This is a genomic window from Halocynthiibacter namhaensis (assembly GCF_000812685.1).
Lineage (GTDB): Bacteria > Pseudomonadota > Alphaproteobacteria > Rhodobacterales > Rhodobacteraceae > Halocynthiibacter > Halocynthiibacter namhaensis.
Genome location: NZ_JWIF01000059.1, coordinates 108345 through 122771, shown reverse-complemented (window position 1 = coordinate 122771; position 14427 = coordinate 108345). Strand labels below are relative to the sequence as shown.

General features: G+C 55.3%; 15 protein-coding genes. 13 read left to right on the top strand and 2 right to left on the bottom strand.

Annotation, left to right across the window (positions count from 1 at the left end; all coding sequences use genetic code 11):
- The first annotated feature begins 40 nt into the window (after positions 1 to 40).
- From RJ38_RS12430 to cysE, 13 genes are all read left to right on the top strand, one after another.
- Positions 41 to 1234, top strand: a complete 1194-nt coding sequence (locus tag RJ38_RS12430; RefSeq protein ID WP_039019192.1) for a phage major capsid protein — start codon at positions 41 to 43, stop codon at positions 1232 to 1234.
- A 165-nt stretch (positions 1235 to 1399) separates the two neighbouring features.
- On the top strand, positions 1400 to 1990 hold the full coding sequence (locus RJ38_RS12425; RefSeq protein ID WP_039019191.1) for a head-tail connector protein: 591 nt from the start codon (positions 1400 to 1402) through the stop codon (positions 1988 to 1990).
- Positions 1987 to 2322 (top strand): head-tail adaptor protein, encoded by a 336-nt coding sequence (locus RJ38_RS12420; protein WP_039019190.1) that lies wholly within the window; start codon positions 1987 to 1989, stop codon positions 2320 to 2322. The genes RJ38_RS12425 and RJ38_RS12420 overlap by 4 nt, the downstream gene beginning before the upstream one ends.
- Positions 2319 to 2729 (top strand): DUF3168 domain-containing protein, encoded by a 411-nt coding sequence (locus RJ38_RS12415; protein ID WP_039019189.1) that lies wholly within the window; start codon positions 2319 to 2321, stop codon positions 2727 to 2729. The genes RJ38_RS12420 and RJ38_RS12415 overlap by 4 nt, the downstream gene beginning before the upstream one ends.
- Before the next feature lie 56 nt (positions 2730 to 2785).
- Positions 2786 to 3199 carry a phage major tail protein, TP901-1 family gene (locus tag RJ38_RS12410; RefSeq protein WP_039019188.1) on the top strand — a complete coding sequence of 138 codons (414 nt, stop codon included), beginning with the start codon at positions 2786 to 2788 and terminating at the stop codon, positions 3197 to 3199.
- 1 nt (position 3200) lies between these two features.
- Positions 3201 to 3527: a gene transfer agent family protein gene (locus RJ38_RS12405; protein ID WP_039019187.1), complete on the top strand. Its 327-nt coding sequence runs from the start codon at positions 3201 to 3203 to the stop codon at positions 3525 to 3527.
- Positions 3527 to 3769 carry a rcc01693 family protein gene (locus tag RJ38_RS12400; protein WP_039019186.1) on the top strand — a complete coding sequence of 81 codons (243 nt, stop codon included), beginning with the start codon at positions 3527 to 3529 and terminating at the stop codon, positions 3767 to 3769. The genes RJ38_RS12405 and RJ38_RS12400 overlap by 1 nt, the downstream gene beginning before the upstream one ends.
- A complete protein-coding gene (locus RJ38_RS12395) occupies positions 3756 to 4418 on the top strand; it encodes a phage tail tape measure protein (protein WP_039019185.1) in 663 nt (220 codons plus the stop codon). The genes RJ38_RS12400 and RJ38_RS12395 overlap by 14 nt, the downstream gene beginning before the upstream one ends.
- A 72-nt stretch (positions 4419 to 4490) precedes the next feature.
- Entirely contained in the window at positions 4491 to 5123 is a 633-nt protein-coding gene (locus RJ38_RS12390) for a DUF2460 domain-containing protein (RefSeq protein ID WP_039019184.1), read from the top strand.
- Positions 5123 to 6097, top strand: coding sequence for a DUF2163 domain-containing protein (locus tag RJ38_RS12385; protein ID WP_082005730.1), 975 nt, complete (start codon positions 5123 to 5125; stop codon positions 6095 to 6097). The genes RJ38_RS12390 and RJ38_RS12385 overlap by 1 nt, the downstream gene beginning before the upstream one ends.
- Complete coding sequence (locus tag RJ38_RS12380; RefSeq protein ID WP_039019183.1) at positions 6097 to 6540, top strand: NlpC/P60 family protein; 444 nt, start codon at positions 6097 to 6099, stop codon at positions 6538 to 6540. The genes RJ38_RS12385 and RJ38_RS12380 overlap by 1 nt, the downstream gene beginning before the upstream one ends.
- Positions 6540 to 10547: a baseplate multidomain protein megatron gene (locus tag RJ38_RS12375; RefSeq protein ID WP_039019182.1), complete on the top strand. Its 4008-nt coding sequence runs from the start codon at positions 6540 to 6542 to the stop codon at positions 10545 to 10547. Before RJ38_RS12380 ends, RJ38_RS12375 begins: the two co-directional genes overlap by 1 nt.
- Positions 10548 to 10827: 280 nt before the next feature.
- A complete protein-coding gene (gene cysE / locus RJ38_RS12370) occupies positions 10828 to 11682 on the top strand; it encodes a serine O-acetyltransferase (protein ID WP_052245365.1) in 855 nt (284 codons plus the stop codon).
- A gap of 72 nt (positions 11683 to 11754) precedes the next feature.
- Here the strand turns inward: cysE and RJ38_RS12365 are convergent, their stop codons facing one another.
- Positions 11755 to 13035, bottom strand: a complete 1281-nt coding sequence (locus RJ38_RS12365) for a pyruvate dehydrogenase complex dihydrolipoamide acetyltransferase (protein ID WP_039019181.1) — start codon at positions 13033 to 13035, stop codon at positions 11755 to 11757.
- A 12-nt stretch (positions 13036 to 13047) separates the two neighbouring features.
- The gene (locus RJ38_RS12360) at positions 13048 to 14415 is read right to left on the bottom strand and encodes a pyruvate dehydrogenase complex E1 component subunit beta (protein ID WP_039019180.1); all 1368 of its coding nucleotides are present in this window, start codon (positions 14413 to 14415) and stop codon (positions 13048 to 13050) included.
- Between the last annotated feature and the right edge of the window lie 12 nt (positions 14416 to 14427).

Below are 14427 nucleotides of genomic sequence, written 5' to 3'. Positions count from 1 at the left end.
CCCTTTGGGGCTAAGGCCCTTCAGAACAAGGAAAATCTGAATGGAGAACTCCGAGTTTAAGGCTCGGAATGGGGGCGGTGTGTCTGCTTCCCATCCGACGACCCAGACCCCCGTTGCGGAGGTGAAAACCGCGCTCGAGGGTTTCATGAACGATATCAATTTCAAGTTTCAACAACAGGAAGACAAACTGACCATGTTTGAACGTAAATCTGTCATCACCGGGCGTCCCGCCCTTTCCGCCGCTGCTGAAGTCGAGGTTCCGCACCAGAAAGCGTTTAACGCTTATCTGCGGTCCGGGGATGAGGACGCGATGCGCGGCCTTGAAGTGGAAGGCAAATCCATGACCACCGCTGTTGCGGCAGATGGTGGTTATTTGGTGGATCCGCAGACATCGGATACGATCATGTCTGTGTTGAAATCATCGGCGTCCCTGCGTTCGATTTCGAATGTGGTGAACGTCGAGGCGACGTCTTATGACGTGCTGGTCGATCACACGGAACTTGGTGCGGGCTGGGCGGATGAAGTGACGGGGACGTCCGAGACATCTTCGCCGCAGTTTGATCGTATTTCCATTCCTTTGCATGAATTGTCGGCCCTGCCAAAAGCGTCACAGCGTCTGTTGGATGACAGTGCTTTTGACATCGAAGGTTGGCTGGCTGGCCGCATTGCCGATAAGTTTTCTCGTGCAGAAGCGGCGGCGTTTATCAATGGTGATGGTGCGGATAAGCCGAAGGGTTTCTTGCAGCACACAATCATTGCAGATGGGGGCTGGACCTGGGGTAACCTTGGTTATGTCGCCACTGGTGCGGATGGTGATTTTGACGGTGCGAACCCGGCGAATTCTATCCTGGATCTGGTTTACGCCCTGGGTGCGGAATACCGTGCGAATGCGTCTTTTGTGATGAACTCCAAGACCGCCGGCGTTGTGCGTAAGATGAAAGATGCGGATGGTCGTTTCCTTTGGACCGATGGTCTGACGGCGGGTGAGCCTGCACGTCTTCTGGGTTATAAAGTTCTGATTGCCGAAGATATGCCTGATATCGCATCTGACGCCCATGCGATTGCCTTTGGTGATTTTGGTGCCGGTTATACGGTTGCGGAACGTCCTGATCTGCGTGTGCTGCGTGATCCGTTTTCTGCCAAGCCACATGTTCTGTTCTATGCGACCAAACGTGTTGGCGGTGACGTGAGCGATTTTGCCGCGATCAAACTGCTGAAATTCGCAGTGAGCTAATCACTGCGATGTGTGTCGGGGGGGAATGCCCCTGGCATACGGCGCGCGCGGCATTTTCCATGTTTTCCAGCTGCTCCCCTCCGTTCGGGCGATATGGGCGGCGCGCGTCATTTCAGAAAGGCCAGGGTTCTGGCCTGTGAGGGAAGTGTTTTTCGGAGAAATTTCATGATGTTAATCGAGCAGACCACGATCCCGACGCTTTCGCTGCCACTGGCTGCATTCAGGGATCATCTGCGTCTGGGCACAGGGTTTGCCGATGACGCAGTGCAAGATGGCGTGTTGGAACGCGCGTTACGGGCCGCTTTGGTGATGATTGAGACGCGCACGGGCAAAGTGTTGCTACAGCGTGATTTTATCTGGCGGATTTCCGGCTGGCGGGGGCAGGATTGCCAGGCTTTGCCGGTGGCCCCGGTTTCGGCGCTGATCAGCGTGCAGATTGTTGACCGCGTGGGGGATGTCTTGGTGATTGATCCATCGCGATACCGTTTGAAGGAAGATGATTTTCGCCCGCAACTTGTGACGACCGGGGGGCGTTTGCCGTCCATTCCTGCGGCGGGTGAGGCTGAGATCGGGTTTCAGGCGGGCTTTGGGGCCACCTGGGGTGATGTGCCCGCGGATCTGGCGCAGGCGGTGTTTATGCTGGCAGCGCGTCTGTATGAAAACCGTGATGGGATGGACGATAGCAGTCTTCCGGGCAGCGTCGAGGGCTTGATCGCCCGCTATCGCACGGTGCGCACGTTAGGCGGTGCGACATGAGTGTGATCCTGAACAAAGAGCTGACTTTGGAAAGCCCGGTGTTGAACCCGGATGGGGCTGGTGGTTGGGCGCAGACTTGGGTGGTGCAGGGCACGTTATGGGCGCAGGTCATTGCGGCCAGTGCGCGTGAGAAGGCCACCAATCTGACGACCAGATCCACGGTGCGCTATAATATTTTGGTGCGCGGTGCCCCGGAGGGTGCGCCCTCGCGGCCGCGCCCTGAACAGCGGTTCACCGATGGGGCGCGCATTTGGCGCATCACGGCTGTGAAGGAAGCGGACACACGCGGAATGTATCTGACCTGTCACGCCGAAGAGGAGGTCGCGTCATGAGTTATGGTGTTGCATCTGCTTTGCAATCCGCTGTCTATCAGCGGCTGGCGGCGAATAGCGATTTGGCGTTTCTTGTGGGCACGGCGATTTATGACACGGTGCCTGCGGGGGTGATCCCAGCGACCTATGTCAGTCTTGGCCCGGAAGATGTGCGCGATCGGTCCGATCAGACGGGGGCGGGAGCATTGCATTTTGTCACGGTCAGTGTGGTGACGGATGAAGCCGGTTTTCAGACGGCGAAGGACGTGGCGGCGGTGGTGTCGGACGCGTTGATTGACGCTGAACTGATCCTTGCACGCGGCAAGCTGATTTACATGCGATTTGACCGAGCGACGGCGAGACGTGTTGGCGTTGGGGAAACCCGGCGGATCGACATCCGTTTCCGCGCCCGTGTCGAGGATAGCTAATCTCCAGGATAGCTAATGTCGAAGATAATTGATCCTATAATAACCGGAGAAGAATGATGGTTGCTCAAAATGGTAAAGACCTGCTGATCAAGATGGATATGAACGGCGCGGGGCTGTTTGAAACTGTGGCGGGGCTGCGGGCCACGCGGATCAGCTTTAATGCGGAAACCGTGGATGTCACGAGCCTGGAAAGCCAAGGGGGCTGGCGTGAACTGCTGGGCGGTGCCGGTGTGAAATCGGCGGCGATTTCTGGGTCTGGTGTGTTCAAGGATGAAGGCACGGACGAACGTGCGCGTCAGATTTTCTTTGACGGTGAAACGCCGCAGTTTCAGGTGTTCGTGCCCAATTTTGGCGTGATTGAGGGGGCGTTTATGGTGACATCGATCGAATATAGCGGCAGTCATAATGGCGAGGCGACTTATGAGTTGTCGATGGCCTCGGCCGGTGCTTTGACCTTCACGGCGCTTTGATATGGCGAACCCTTGGACAGGCGAAGTGGCGCTGACCTTAAATGGCGAGCGCCAGGTGTTGAAACTGACACTGGGCGCTTTGGCAGAGCTTGAGGCGCAGCTTGAAACCGGCACGCTTGTTGGGCTGGTGGAACGGTTTGAGGCGCGCGAATTTTCCACCCGTGATGTGCTGGCCCTGGTTGTGGCGGGCCTGCGGGGTGGCGGATGGCGTGGCCAGGCTGGTGATCTGATTGATGCGGATATCGAAGGCGGCCCGCTTGAGGCGGCGCGGGTGGCGGCGCAGCTTTTGGCGCGGGCCTTTGCTTTGCCAGATGAGGCTGGGGCCTGATGTCGGAGCAGGGGTTTGACTGGACCACATTGATGCGGGCCGGGATGCGCGGCGCTGGGTTGAAGCCTTGGGATTTCTGGCGTCTGACTCCTGCGGAGTTGATGTTGATGTTGGGGCATGAAGGCCAAGGGCGCGCGCTCAGTCGTGGGCGTTTGGATGAGTTGCTGGCGGATTTCCCGGATGAGCCTGCTTCGACAGTGAATGGCCCCTCAAGTAATGGAGAGTATGATGGCGGAATTTGACGAAGTTGATGGCCTTGATCAGAGCCTTGAGACGCTGGAAACGGCGCTTGGGGCGACCACGGGCATGACGCAGGCCTTTGGCAATGAATTGTCGCGCTTGGATGATAGCCTTGGTGGCACCGCGAAAGAGGTCACGACCTTAAGCCGTGGCGTGTCGCGTGGTTTGAAGGGCGCGATTGATGGCTTGGTGTTTGACGGGGATAAACTGTCGACGGCCTTGAATGGCGTTGCGAAATCCATGCTGGACACGGCCTATTCCGTTTCGGTGAAGCCAGTGACGGATCGCCTTGGCGGCTTGGTTGGCCAGGGGGTGAACAGCTTGTTTAACGGGTTGTTTCAGTTTGCCGATGGCGGGTCCTTTGCCCAGGGGCGCGTGACGCCTTTTGCCAATGGTGGTGTGATCAGTGGTCCCACGAGTTTTCCCATGCGTGGTGGCACGGGACTGATGGGCGAAGCGGGGCCAGAGGCGATTATGCCTTTGTCGCGTGGTGCCGATGGCAAGCTTGGTGTGCGATCAGAAGGCGGTGGTCGGCCTGTGCAGGTGGTGATGAATATCTCAACACCGGATGTGGGCGGGTTTCAGCGGTCTCGCAGTCAGATTGCAGCCCAGATGAGCCGGGCTTTGGGGCAGGGTTCGCGCAACCGCTAGACAAATGATGACAGCAGCATGAGAGGCGCGGGTTACCCGGGTCTCTTTTTTCTTTGAACGGAGGGTATTCCCATGGGGTTTCATGAAGTTAGATTTCCAGCCAATCTTAGTTTTGGGTCACTTGGTGGCCCTGAGCGGCGCACGGATGTTGTGGCCTTGGCCAATGGTTTTGAGGAGCGCAACACGCCTTGGGCGCATTCGCGCCGTCGGTATGATGCAGGGCTTGGGATGCGGTCTTTGGATGATCTTGAGGTGCTGATCGCTTTCTTTGAAGCCCGTCGTGGCCAGTTGTTTGGCTTTCGCTGGAAGGATTGGGCGGATTTCAAATCTGGGCGGGCCTCGGCTGAGGTGAATTATGCGGATCAGGTGATTGCGATTGGGGATGGGGTGAAGAAGGATATCCCATTGGTGAAGACCTATACGTCGGGTGAACACAGTTATGTGCGCCCGATCACCAAGCCCGTTTTGCATTCGGTGAAGATCGGGTTGGACGGTGATGAGTTTCAAGAGAGCGTCGATTATACGGTCGATCACCTAACGGGCATGGTGCATTTTGATCATCCGCCCGATGAGGGTGCCGAGATCCAAGCCGGGTTTGAATTTGACGTGCCTGTGCGGTTTGACGTGGATCGGATTATGACGTCCGTGGCGAGTTTCAAAGCTGGCAATGCGCCGGATGTCCCTGTGTTGGAGGTGCGTGTCTGATGGCGTTTCCAGCGGATTTAGCGGCCCATCTGGCGGAAGGTGTGACCACCACTTGCCGGGCTTGGGCGATTACGCGGCGTGATGGGGAAAGCTATGGCTTTACGGATCATGACCTGAACTTCTCTTTTGAGGGTATCGAATTTATTGCAAATACGGGGTTAAGCGCGAAGGCATTGACCCAGTCCACGGGGCTGTCTGTCGATAACACAGAGGCGATGGGGGCGTTGACATCTGCTGCTGTGACCGAAGAGGACATCATCGCGGGGCGTTTTGATCGGGCGCAGGTTCAGGCTTGGCTTGTGAATTGGGCTAATCCAACCCAGCGTGTGGTGCAGTTTTGTGGAGAAATCGGCACACTAACCCGTGGGGATGGCAGCTTTGACGCCGAATTGCGCGGGATCACAGAAGCCCTGAACCAACCGCAGGGCCGCGTTTACCAAAGCCCATGTTCTGCTGTGCTGGGGGATCAGCAATGCGGTTTTGATTTGGACCAGCCAGGGTATGCGGTTGAGATCGCTGTGCAGGCCGTCGCTGAGCAGCGTATTTTTCGCTTTGAAACCTTAGGGGCGCTAGATGCATTTGATCACCGTTGGTTTGAGCGCGGTCGATTTCGGGTGCTGACGGGGAAGGCTGCGGGGCTGATCGCATTGATCAAAAACGACCGCCTGTCTGGGGATGGGCGTTTGGTTGAGTTATGGGACGCGTTGCAGGCAGAGATTTCCCCGGGTGACATGATCCGGCTTGAGGCGGGCTGTGACAAGCGCGCGGCCAGTTGCAAGTTCAAGTTCAACAATTTCCTGAACTTTCGCGGATTTCCACAGATACCGGGCGAAGACTGGTTGATGGCGGCGCCAAAGCAGGCGGATGCGAACACGGGTGGATCCTTGGTTGGGACTGCTGCGCCTGGATCTGGTTTCGGGGTTGGTGGTGGTGGCGACAACGATGACATCTTCTTCGGGCCGGGAGCGTTTTGATGGATAATAAGCGCCTTATTGTATCGAAAGCACGGGCGTGGATTGGCACGCCATATTTGCATCAAACATCTGCCAAAGGGGCTGGCTGTGATTGTCTGGGGCTTTTGCGCGGGATTTGGCGTGAGATCTTTGGTCAGGAACCTGCGGCTGTACCCGCATATACGGCTGATTGGTCAGAACCCTCACGGGATGAAGTGTTATGGCGTGCGGCCTGTCGGCATTTGGTGGTGAAGCCTAAAGACAAGCCTGCCGCTGGGGATGTGCTGTTATTTCGCATGCGCAAAGGATCTGTGGCGAAACATCTGGGGATACAGGGGGACTGTGGGGTCTCGCCGACGTTCATCCACGCTTATAGTGGTCACGGGGTGACAGAAAGCCCGCTGAGCCAACCATGGGAGCGCAAGATAGCGGCCCGGTTTGAATTTCCAAAGGAGAGCAACTGATGGCGACGATTGTATTAGGTGCTGCTGGTGCGGCTTTGGGGTCTGCCTTTGGTGGAACGGTATTGGGTCTTTCAAGTGCTGTGATTGGCCGCGCGATTGGGGCAACCATTGGGCGCGCGATTGATGCGCGGATCATGGGGGGCGGTGCGGAACCTGTTGAGACCGGCAAGGTTGACCGCTTTCGGTTGATGAGTGCCTCTGAGGGCAGCGCAATCCCACATCTATACGGGGCGATGCGCGTTGCGGGGCAGGTGATTTGGGCTTCTGACTTTTTGGAAACCTCAAGCACGTCTCAAAGTGGTGGGGGCGGTAAAGGTGGCGCACCTAAGGGGCCGAAAGTCACAAGTTACGAATATAGCGTTAGCATGGCGCTTGCTGTGTCTGAGGGCGAGATCAGTGGTATTGGTCGGATCTGGGCTGATGGGGATGAGATTTCTGCAGAGGGGCTGAATATGCGCGTCTACACAGGACGTGGTGATCAGATGCCTGACCTAAAGATCGAAGCCGTCGAGGGGACGGGGAATGCGCCTGCGTATAGGGGGATTGCTTATGTCGTGCTGGAAGACTTGCCTCTGGCACAATTTGGCAATCGCATCCCACAGCTGTCCTTTGAGGTGGAGCGCCCTGAGCGTGGTATCGAGGGGGATGTCATATCCCAAGCGCAGACGCTGGCGGAAGGTGTGCAGGGCATCGCGCTGATCCCGGGAACGGGGGAATATAGCCTGGCGACCACGCCAGTGCATTATAGCGATGGGCCGGGGCAACTACGGGGGGCGAATGTGAATTCTCCCACTGGGCTTACTGATTTGGAAAGTTCGGTTGGAGCGCTGGGCAGTGCATTGCCAGTGTGTAAGTCAACATCTTTGGTCGTCAGTTGGTTCGGCGATGATCTGCGTATGGGGCATTGTAAGCTGCGTCCCAAAGTAGAGCAGAACACGAATGATGCTGCTGCGATGCCTTGGGCTGTGAGTGGAGTAAGGCGCAACACGGCTGAATTGATACCACGAGAGGATGACCGCACTGTCTATGGGGGGACACCTACGGATCAGTCGGTTATCGAGGCCATTCGGCATCTCAGCAGCGCTGGGCGTGATGTGGTGGTGTATCCTTTCATTCTGATGGATCAACTGAGCGACAATGGCCTTATTGACCCATGGAGCGACGCTACGGATCAACCACGTCTGCCTTGGCGAGGACGTATTACGGGTAACAAGGCACCAGGCCAAGTTGGGAGTACCGATACTCAGGTTGGCGCGGATGCAGAGGTTGTTGCGTTTTTTGGGACAGCCAGCGCCACTGATTTTGTTGAGGCTACGGTTTCCGCAAGCCCTCCTGCCGCGCATGGGGCTTCTGTAGGGCAGAACAATGCCGCCACTGTGACGACTGTGATTAACTATACAGGGCCTGAAGAATGGTCCTATCGGCGCTTTATCCTTCACTATGCGCATATTTGCGCGGCGGCCGGTGGCGTTGATGCGTTTTGTATTGGCTCAGAGATGCGTGGCATGACGCAATACCGTGGCGCCAACGATACGTTCCCAGCTGTGGAGGCATTGATTGCGCTTGCCGCAGATGTGCGCAGCATTTTGGGGCCAGACGTGAAGATCGGCTATGCTGCGGATTGGTCAGAGTATTTTGGCTATCACCCCCAAGATGGATCGGGGGATGTATATTTTCACCTAGATGCGCTTTGGATGGATACCAATATCGATTTCATCGGCGTGGATAATTATATGCCACTGTCTGATTGGCGTGAGGGAACGGAACATTTGGACGCCCATTGGGGTTCAATATACAACCCCGATTACCTGCGAGGGAATGTCGCTGGGGGGGAGGGGTATGATTGGTTTTACCATTCTCCGGAAGCACGGGCGGCGCAGATACGTACCCCAATCACAGATGGTGCTGAGAATGAGCCATGGGTGTTTCGCTATAAGGATATTCACAGTTGGTGGACGAAGTTGCACTACAATCGCCGTAACGGCGGTCTGCGTGATGCGGATCCAAATGAATGGGTTCCGGGGTCAAAACCGTTCTGGTTCATGGAATATGGCTGCGCTGCGATAGACAAAGGTGCCAATGAACCCAACAAATTCCTTGATCCGAAAAGTTCCGAAAGTGGGTTGCCACATTATTCGGATGGAAGCCGTGATGAGTTGATGCAACGTGCCGCGCTGGGCGCTGTGCAAAGCTATTGGGCCGATCCGGTGAACAATCCGGTGGATGCACTGAGTGGCTATCAGATGGTGGATATGTCGCGGGCACATGTTTGGGCTTGGGATGCGCGTCCCTTTCCTTGGTTTCCCAATAATGGCACCTTGTGGTCGGATGGTGTGAACTATCCCCGTGGGCATTGGCTGAATGGGCGTGCCTCTGGTTGGACATTGGCCGGTGTTGTTGCAGAGATTTGCCAAAGGTCCGGCGTGGACAAGTTTGATGTTTCTGATCTGCATGGCTATGTGCGCGGTTATCTTGATGATGGTGGACGCGATGCGCGTGCGGCGTTGCAACCGCTGATGTTGGCTTACGGGTTCGATGCGATCGAACGCGAAGGTGTTGTGACGTTCCAATTGCGTGATGGCCGGCCAACGACCGAGATTCCGACAGGTGATCTTGCGGTGACAGAAGAGCAAGACGTTCGGGTGCAAACCACACGTTCCGCCGCCGCCGAGATTGCGGGGCGTATACGCTTAAATCATGTCGAAGCGGGTGGAAATTATGACACTGTGTCGACGGAGGCGATATTTCCCGATGAGGTAACATATTCGATCAGCCAGAACGAATTGCCCCTTGCGATGACCCAAAACGAAGCGCGTGCTGTGGCAGAACGTTGGTTGGCCGAGGCGCGCGTTGCCCGCGATACGGTTCGGATTGCATTGCCGCCGTCTCGGCTTCCTATTGGGGCTGGGGACGTGGTGCATTTGCCGGATGAAGAGGGCAGAAATGCGATGTATCGTATTGATCATGTGGAACAATCAGGGTTTCAACTGGTTGATGCTATCCGTGTGGAGCCTGGGGTATATGTCCCAGGGGACAGTTCATTGGACGTGCCCAAGTTACGACCGTTCATGGCACCAGTCCCTGTGCTTCCCGTCTTTATGGACCTTCCACTTATTTTCGGCAACGATGAGGCGCATGCGCCTTGGTTGGCTGTCGCTGCGAAACCTTGGCCTGGCACGGTTGCGGCAATGAGTTCGCCAAGCGACAGCGGCTATGAGGTGAACAGATTGTTCCCATCAAGCGCGACATTTGGTACGACATTGTCTGATCTGCAAAAGGCCCCATCTGGGGTTAAAGATCGGACTGCGTTTTTGACCGTCAAATTGTCCACAGGTACCTTGTCATCGGCGGATTGGCCTGCGGTTTTGAATGGCGCAAACCTTGCTGCGATTGGCGATGGTTCCGCGGATGGATGGGAGTTGTTCCAGTTTGAGGAAGCTGTATTGGTTGCGCCAAACACGTGGGAATTACGCGGCTTTCTACGTGGGCAAAAGGGATCTGACGGCATTATTGCCAATGATTGGCCCGTGGGCAGTTTGTTTGTGTTGATGGACAACGCCCCCCTGCAGATCGAGCGTGGGATCGAGGCACGCGGGCTTGATCGTCATTACAGGGTTGGACCAGCGGGCAGGCCCGTTGATGACCCTTCTTATATCCACGTCATTGGAAACTTTAAAGGAAATGGCCTGCGACCCTATTCTCCGGCCCATTTGAAAGCCATGCCTGACGGCGCAGATATGAACGTGACTTGGGTGCGGCGTACACGTGTGGACGGGGACAGCTGGGAAGGCTTTGAGGTGCCTTTGGGGGAAGAAAGCGAGATGTACCTTGTGAAAATTTGGGACGATGGAATATTGTTGCGGGAAGAAACAGTGACGGTACAAAGTTTTACTTATACAAATGCGATGCAAGTGTCGGATGCTGCCGTTGCTCCCTATACTATTGAAGTGACGCAGATCTCAGCCCTATATGGAGCCGGAGCGCCAGCGCGTTTCCGGGTGGAGTGACGTAGGCCATGTGACTGTCCTGGGGTTACCATCATGATGCGCGTTGACCGACCTCTCGCCGGGTTTCCTTGACGTTTGTCGTGAGGTGGGAATTCCTAATTGTTATGGTTTCAGGATCTAATGTGGAATTTTTTACTGGTTTGTGGTGATGAGCGGTGTGAATTTTCTAATATTCCGCTCAATGCAGTCATCCTTCCTTTTGCTGCGATGATATGCTCGACAGTGGTAACGTGAATGCATAGATCCCAGTCTATAGGATATTCCCGCCGGAGGACGCGATATGGCGCAGAGCGAACAGTTCCACAATGTTAAGTCTGATATTCACACAGTTGACCCGGTGTGGCAGCGTATTCGTGCAGAAGCCGCTGAGGCCCATTCTGAAGAGCCAATGTTGGGTGGTTTGCTGCATTCGACGGTTCTTCATCATAAAAGCCTAAGCCAAGCCTTAGGGTATCGTATCGCTTTAAAATTGGCGTCTGGAGAAATGTCTGAGCAGTTGTTGCGAGAGGTCGCTGATGGTGTTTACGCCCGGCATCCGGATGTTTTGCAGGCGGCGCGTGCTGACTTGGTCGCAGTGGAAGAGCGTGACCCTGCCTGCCATCGACTGCTGCAACCTTTGATGTTTTTCAAGGGGTTCCAAGCGATTCAGGCCTATCGGATTGGTCATGCGTTATGGATCGAAGGACGTCGAGATCTCGCATATTTCTTCCAAATGCGTGTGTCGGAAGCGTTTGGTATTGATATTCATCCAGGGGCTCGTATTGGCCGTGGCATCATGATTGACCACGCTCATTCCATTGTGATTGGTGAAACGGCGGTGGTGGGCAACAACGTGTCGATGCTACATTCCGTGACGCTTGGCGGGACGGGCAAGGAAGACGAAGATCGTCATCCGAAAATTGGCGATGGGGTTTTGATCGGTGCCGGGGCGAAAGTTCTTGGGAACATTAAGGTTGGCCATTGTTCGCGAATTGCAGCGGGTTCGGTTGTTTTACAAGAGGTTCCAGCTTGTAAGACGGTGGCCGGAGTTCCTGCGAAGATCGTGGGTGAGGCGGGATGTGATCAACCCTCTGTCACGATGGATCAGTTGTTAAGTGGAAAGCAGGCGTTGCCTGTAGACGCTGAGAACAGCTAACTGCGATTGAATAATCCAAAAACGCCCCGCAGTGATCTACGGGGCGTTTTTGATTGCATTATGTGGCGATGTTTAAGCTAACATGGCCATAGGGTTTTCAAGGTTTTGTACAATTGCGTTAAGCAATTCCGCACCAAGTGCCCCATCAATGACGCGATGATCCACAGATAGGGTCACGGACATAACCGTGGCCACAGAAAGATCGCCATTGTCGTCCACGACAGGTTTCTTTTTGCCTGCGCCAACAGCCAAAATCGCACCATGCGGCGGGTTGATGACCGCATCGAAATTATCGATGCCCATCATGCCGAGGTTTGAGATCGCAAAGCTGCCGCCTTGGTACTCATGCGGCGCGAGTTTGCGATTGCGTGCGCGGGTCGCAAGATCTTTCATCTCGGTTGAAAGAGAGGAAAGTGTTTTGATTTCAGAGTCTTGCAGGACGGGCGTGAACAACCCACCCTCAATGGCAACTGCGACGGCAACATCTGATGCCTTCATCTTAAGGACCCGATCACCAGCCCAAACAGCGTTTGCATCTGGCACTTGTTGCAACGCCAAGGCGCAGGCTTTGATAATGAAATCATTGACGGAAAGCTTCACGTCGCGATGGGCCAGCTGTTTGTTCAACTGGCTGCGGAATGCAAGCAGGGCATCAAGCTGAATGTCACGGCGTAGATAGAAATGAGGGACGGTTTGCTTTGCTTCTGTCAGGCGTGCTGCGATAATTTTGCGCATGCCATCCAGAGCGATTTCGTCATACTCGCGCCCTTCATACATCCGGGCAACCGTAGCAGCATCCGGTGTCTGAGCGAGCGCGACAGGCGCTGCACCGGATACGGCTACTGATGCTGGAGCAGAAGCTGTCGCACTTTCAACATCTACCTTGATGATCCGACCACGGGGACCGGACCCAGTGATTTGTGTCAGATCCACACCTTTGTCAGCGGCGATCCGGCGGGCCAACGGTGTTGCGAAGATGCGATTTCCCGTTTTCGCAGGTGCGACTGCGGTTGGTTGGGGAGCAGCAATGGGGGCTGTTTCTATGGCCGCATTGGTCTGTGGGGAAGGCGCAGCAGATTTCGATGGTGCAGTGATGTCACTGGCGCTTTCACCGTCTTCAAGCAAAACGGCAATGACCGTGTTCACGGCCACGTTTTCGGTTCCACTTGGGATCATGATCTTGCCGATCACGCCCTCATCGACGGCTTCGAATTCCATGGTGGCTTTGTCAGTTTCAATTTCGGCGAGAAGGTCACCGGATTGAACCGTGTCTCCTTCGTTCACCAACCATTTCGCAAGCGTGCCTTCTTCCATAGTAGGGGAGAGCGCTGGCATAAGAATTTCTGTAGGCATCACGTTTCTCCCTTAGCGGTAGGTGACTTGTTTCACGGCTGCGATGACGTCATCAGTGGTCAGAAGCGCTAGCTTTTCAAGGTTTGCCGCATAGGGCATTGGTACATCTTTTCCTGTGCAGTTGATCACGGGCGCGTCAAGATAGTCGAATGCCCGTTCCATGATGGTCGCTGACAAGTGGTTGCCGATAGATGCAACGGGGAACCCTTCCTCAACGGTCACGCAACGATTTGTTTTCATGACGGAATTCAGGATCGTGTCATAGTCAATTGGGCGCAATGTCCGCAGGTCGATGACTTCGGCAGAAATTCCGTCTTCGGCCAGCTTATCAGCGGCCTCAAGCGCATATTGCATGCCAATACCAAAGCTGATGATGGTGACGTCTGTGCCTTCGCGCCAAATACGAGCCTTACCAAATGGCACGGTGTAGTTATCCATCACAGGCACATCAAATGTGCGACCATACAGGATTTCATTCTCTAGGAACACAACAGGGTTGGGGTCACGAATCGCAGTTTTCAACAGGCCTTTTGCATCAGCGGCGGAATAAGGCATGACGACTTTCAAACCTGGGATTTGTGCATACCACGCAGCATAGTCATGGCTATGTTGCGCACCGACCCGAGCGGCTGCACCATTTGCCCCACGAAACACCATGGGGGCGCCCATCTGCCCGCCGGACATATACAATGTTTTCGCGGCTGAGTTGATGATATGGTCGATGGCCTGCATCGCGAAGTTGAAGGTCATGAATTCAACGATTGGTTTCAACCCGCCGAAACTTGCGCCGACTGCGATACCCGTAAAACCATGTTCCGTGATTGGCGTGTCAATCACGCGACGATCGCCGAACTCGTCCAGCAATCCCTGAGATACTTTATAGGCACCCTGGTATTCAGCGACTTCTTCGCCCATCAGATAAACCGTTTCATCCCGGCGCATCTCTTCGGCCATTGCATCGCGCAAAGCTTCGCGCACGGTGGTGGCGCGCATCTCGGTGCCTGCTGGGATGTCAGTATCTTCGGGAACAACAGTTGCCACGGGGGCGGCTGCAACGGGCGCTGCCGGTGCGGCGGCTGCAGGTGCCGCTTCTGCCACATGTGTCGTAAGGGAAGCAGCCGCTGTCGCTGCGTCTTCGCCATCTTCCAACATCAATGCGATTGCTGTGTTCACGGCCACATTCGCAGTGCCTTCGGCGATCATGATCTTGCCGATCACGCCTTCGTCAACTGCCTCAAATTCCATGGTGGCTTTGTCCGTTTCGATCTCGGCCAAAATATCGCCAGACTGGACGGTGTCGCCTTCTTTAACGAGCCATTTCGCCAGCGTGCCTTCTTCCATCGTGGGGGACAATGCGGGCATCAGGATTTCTATTGCCATCTTTATTTTCTC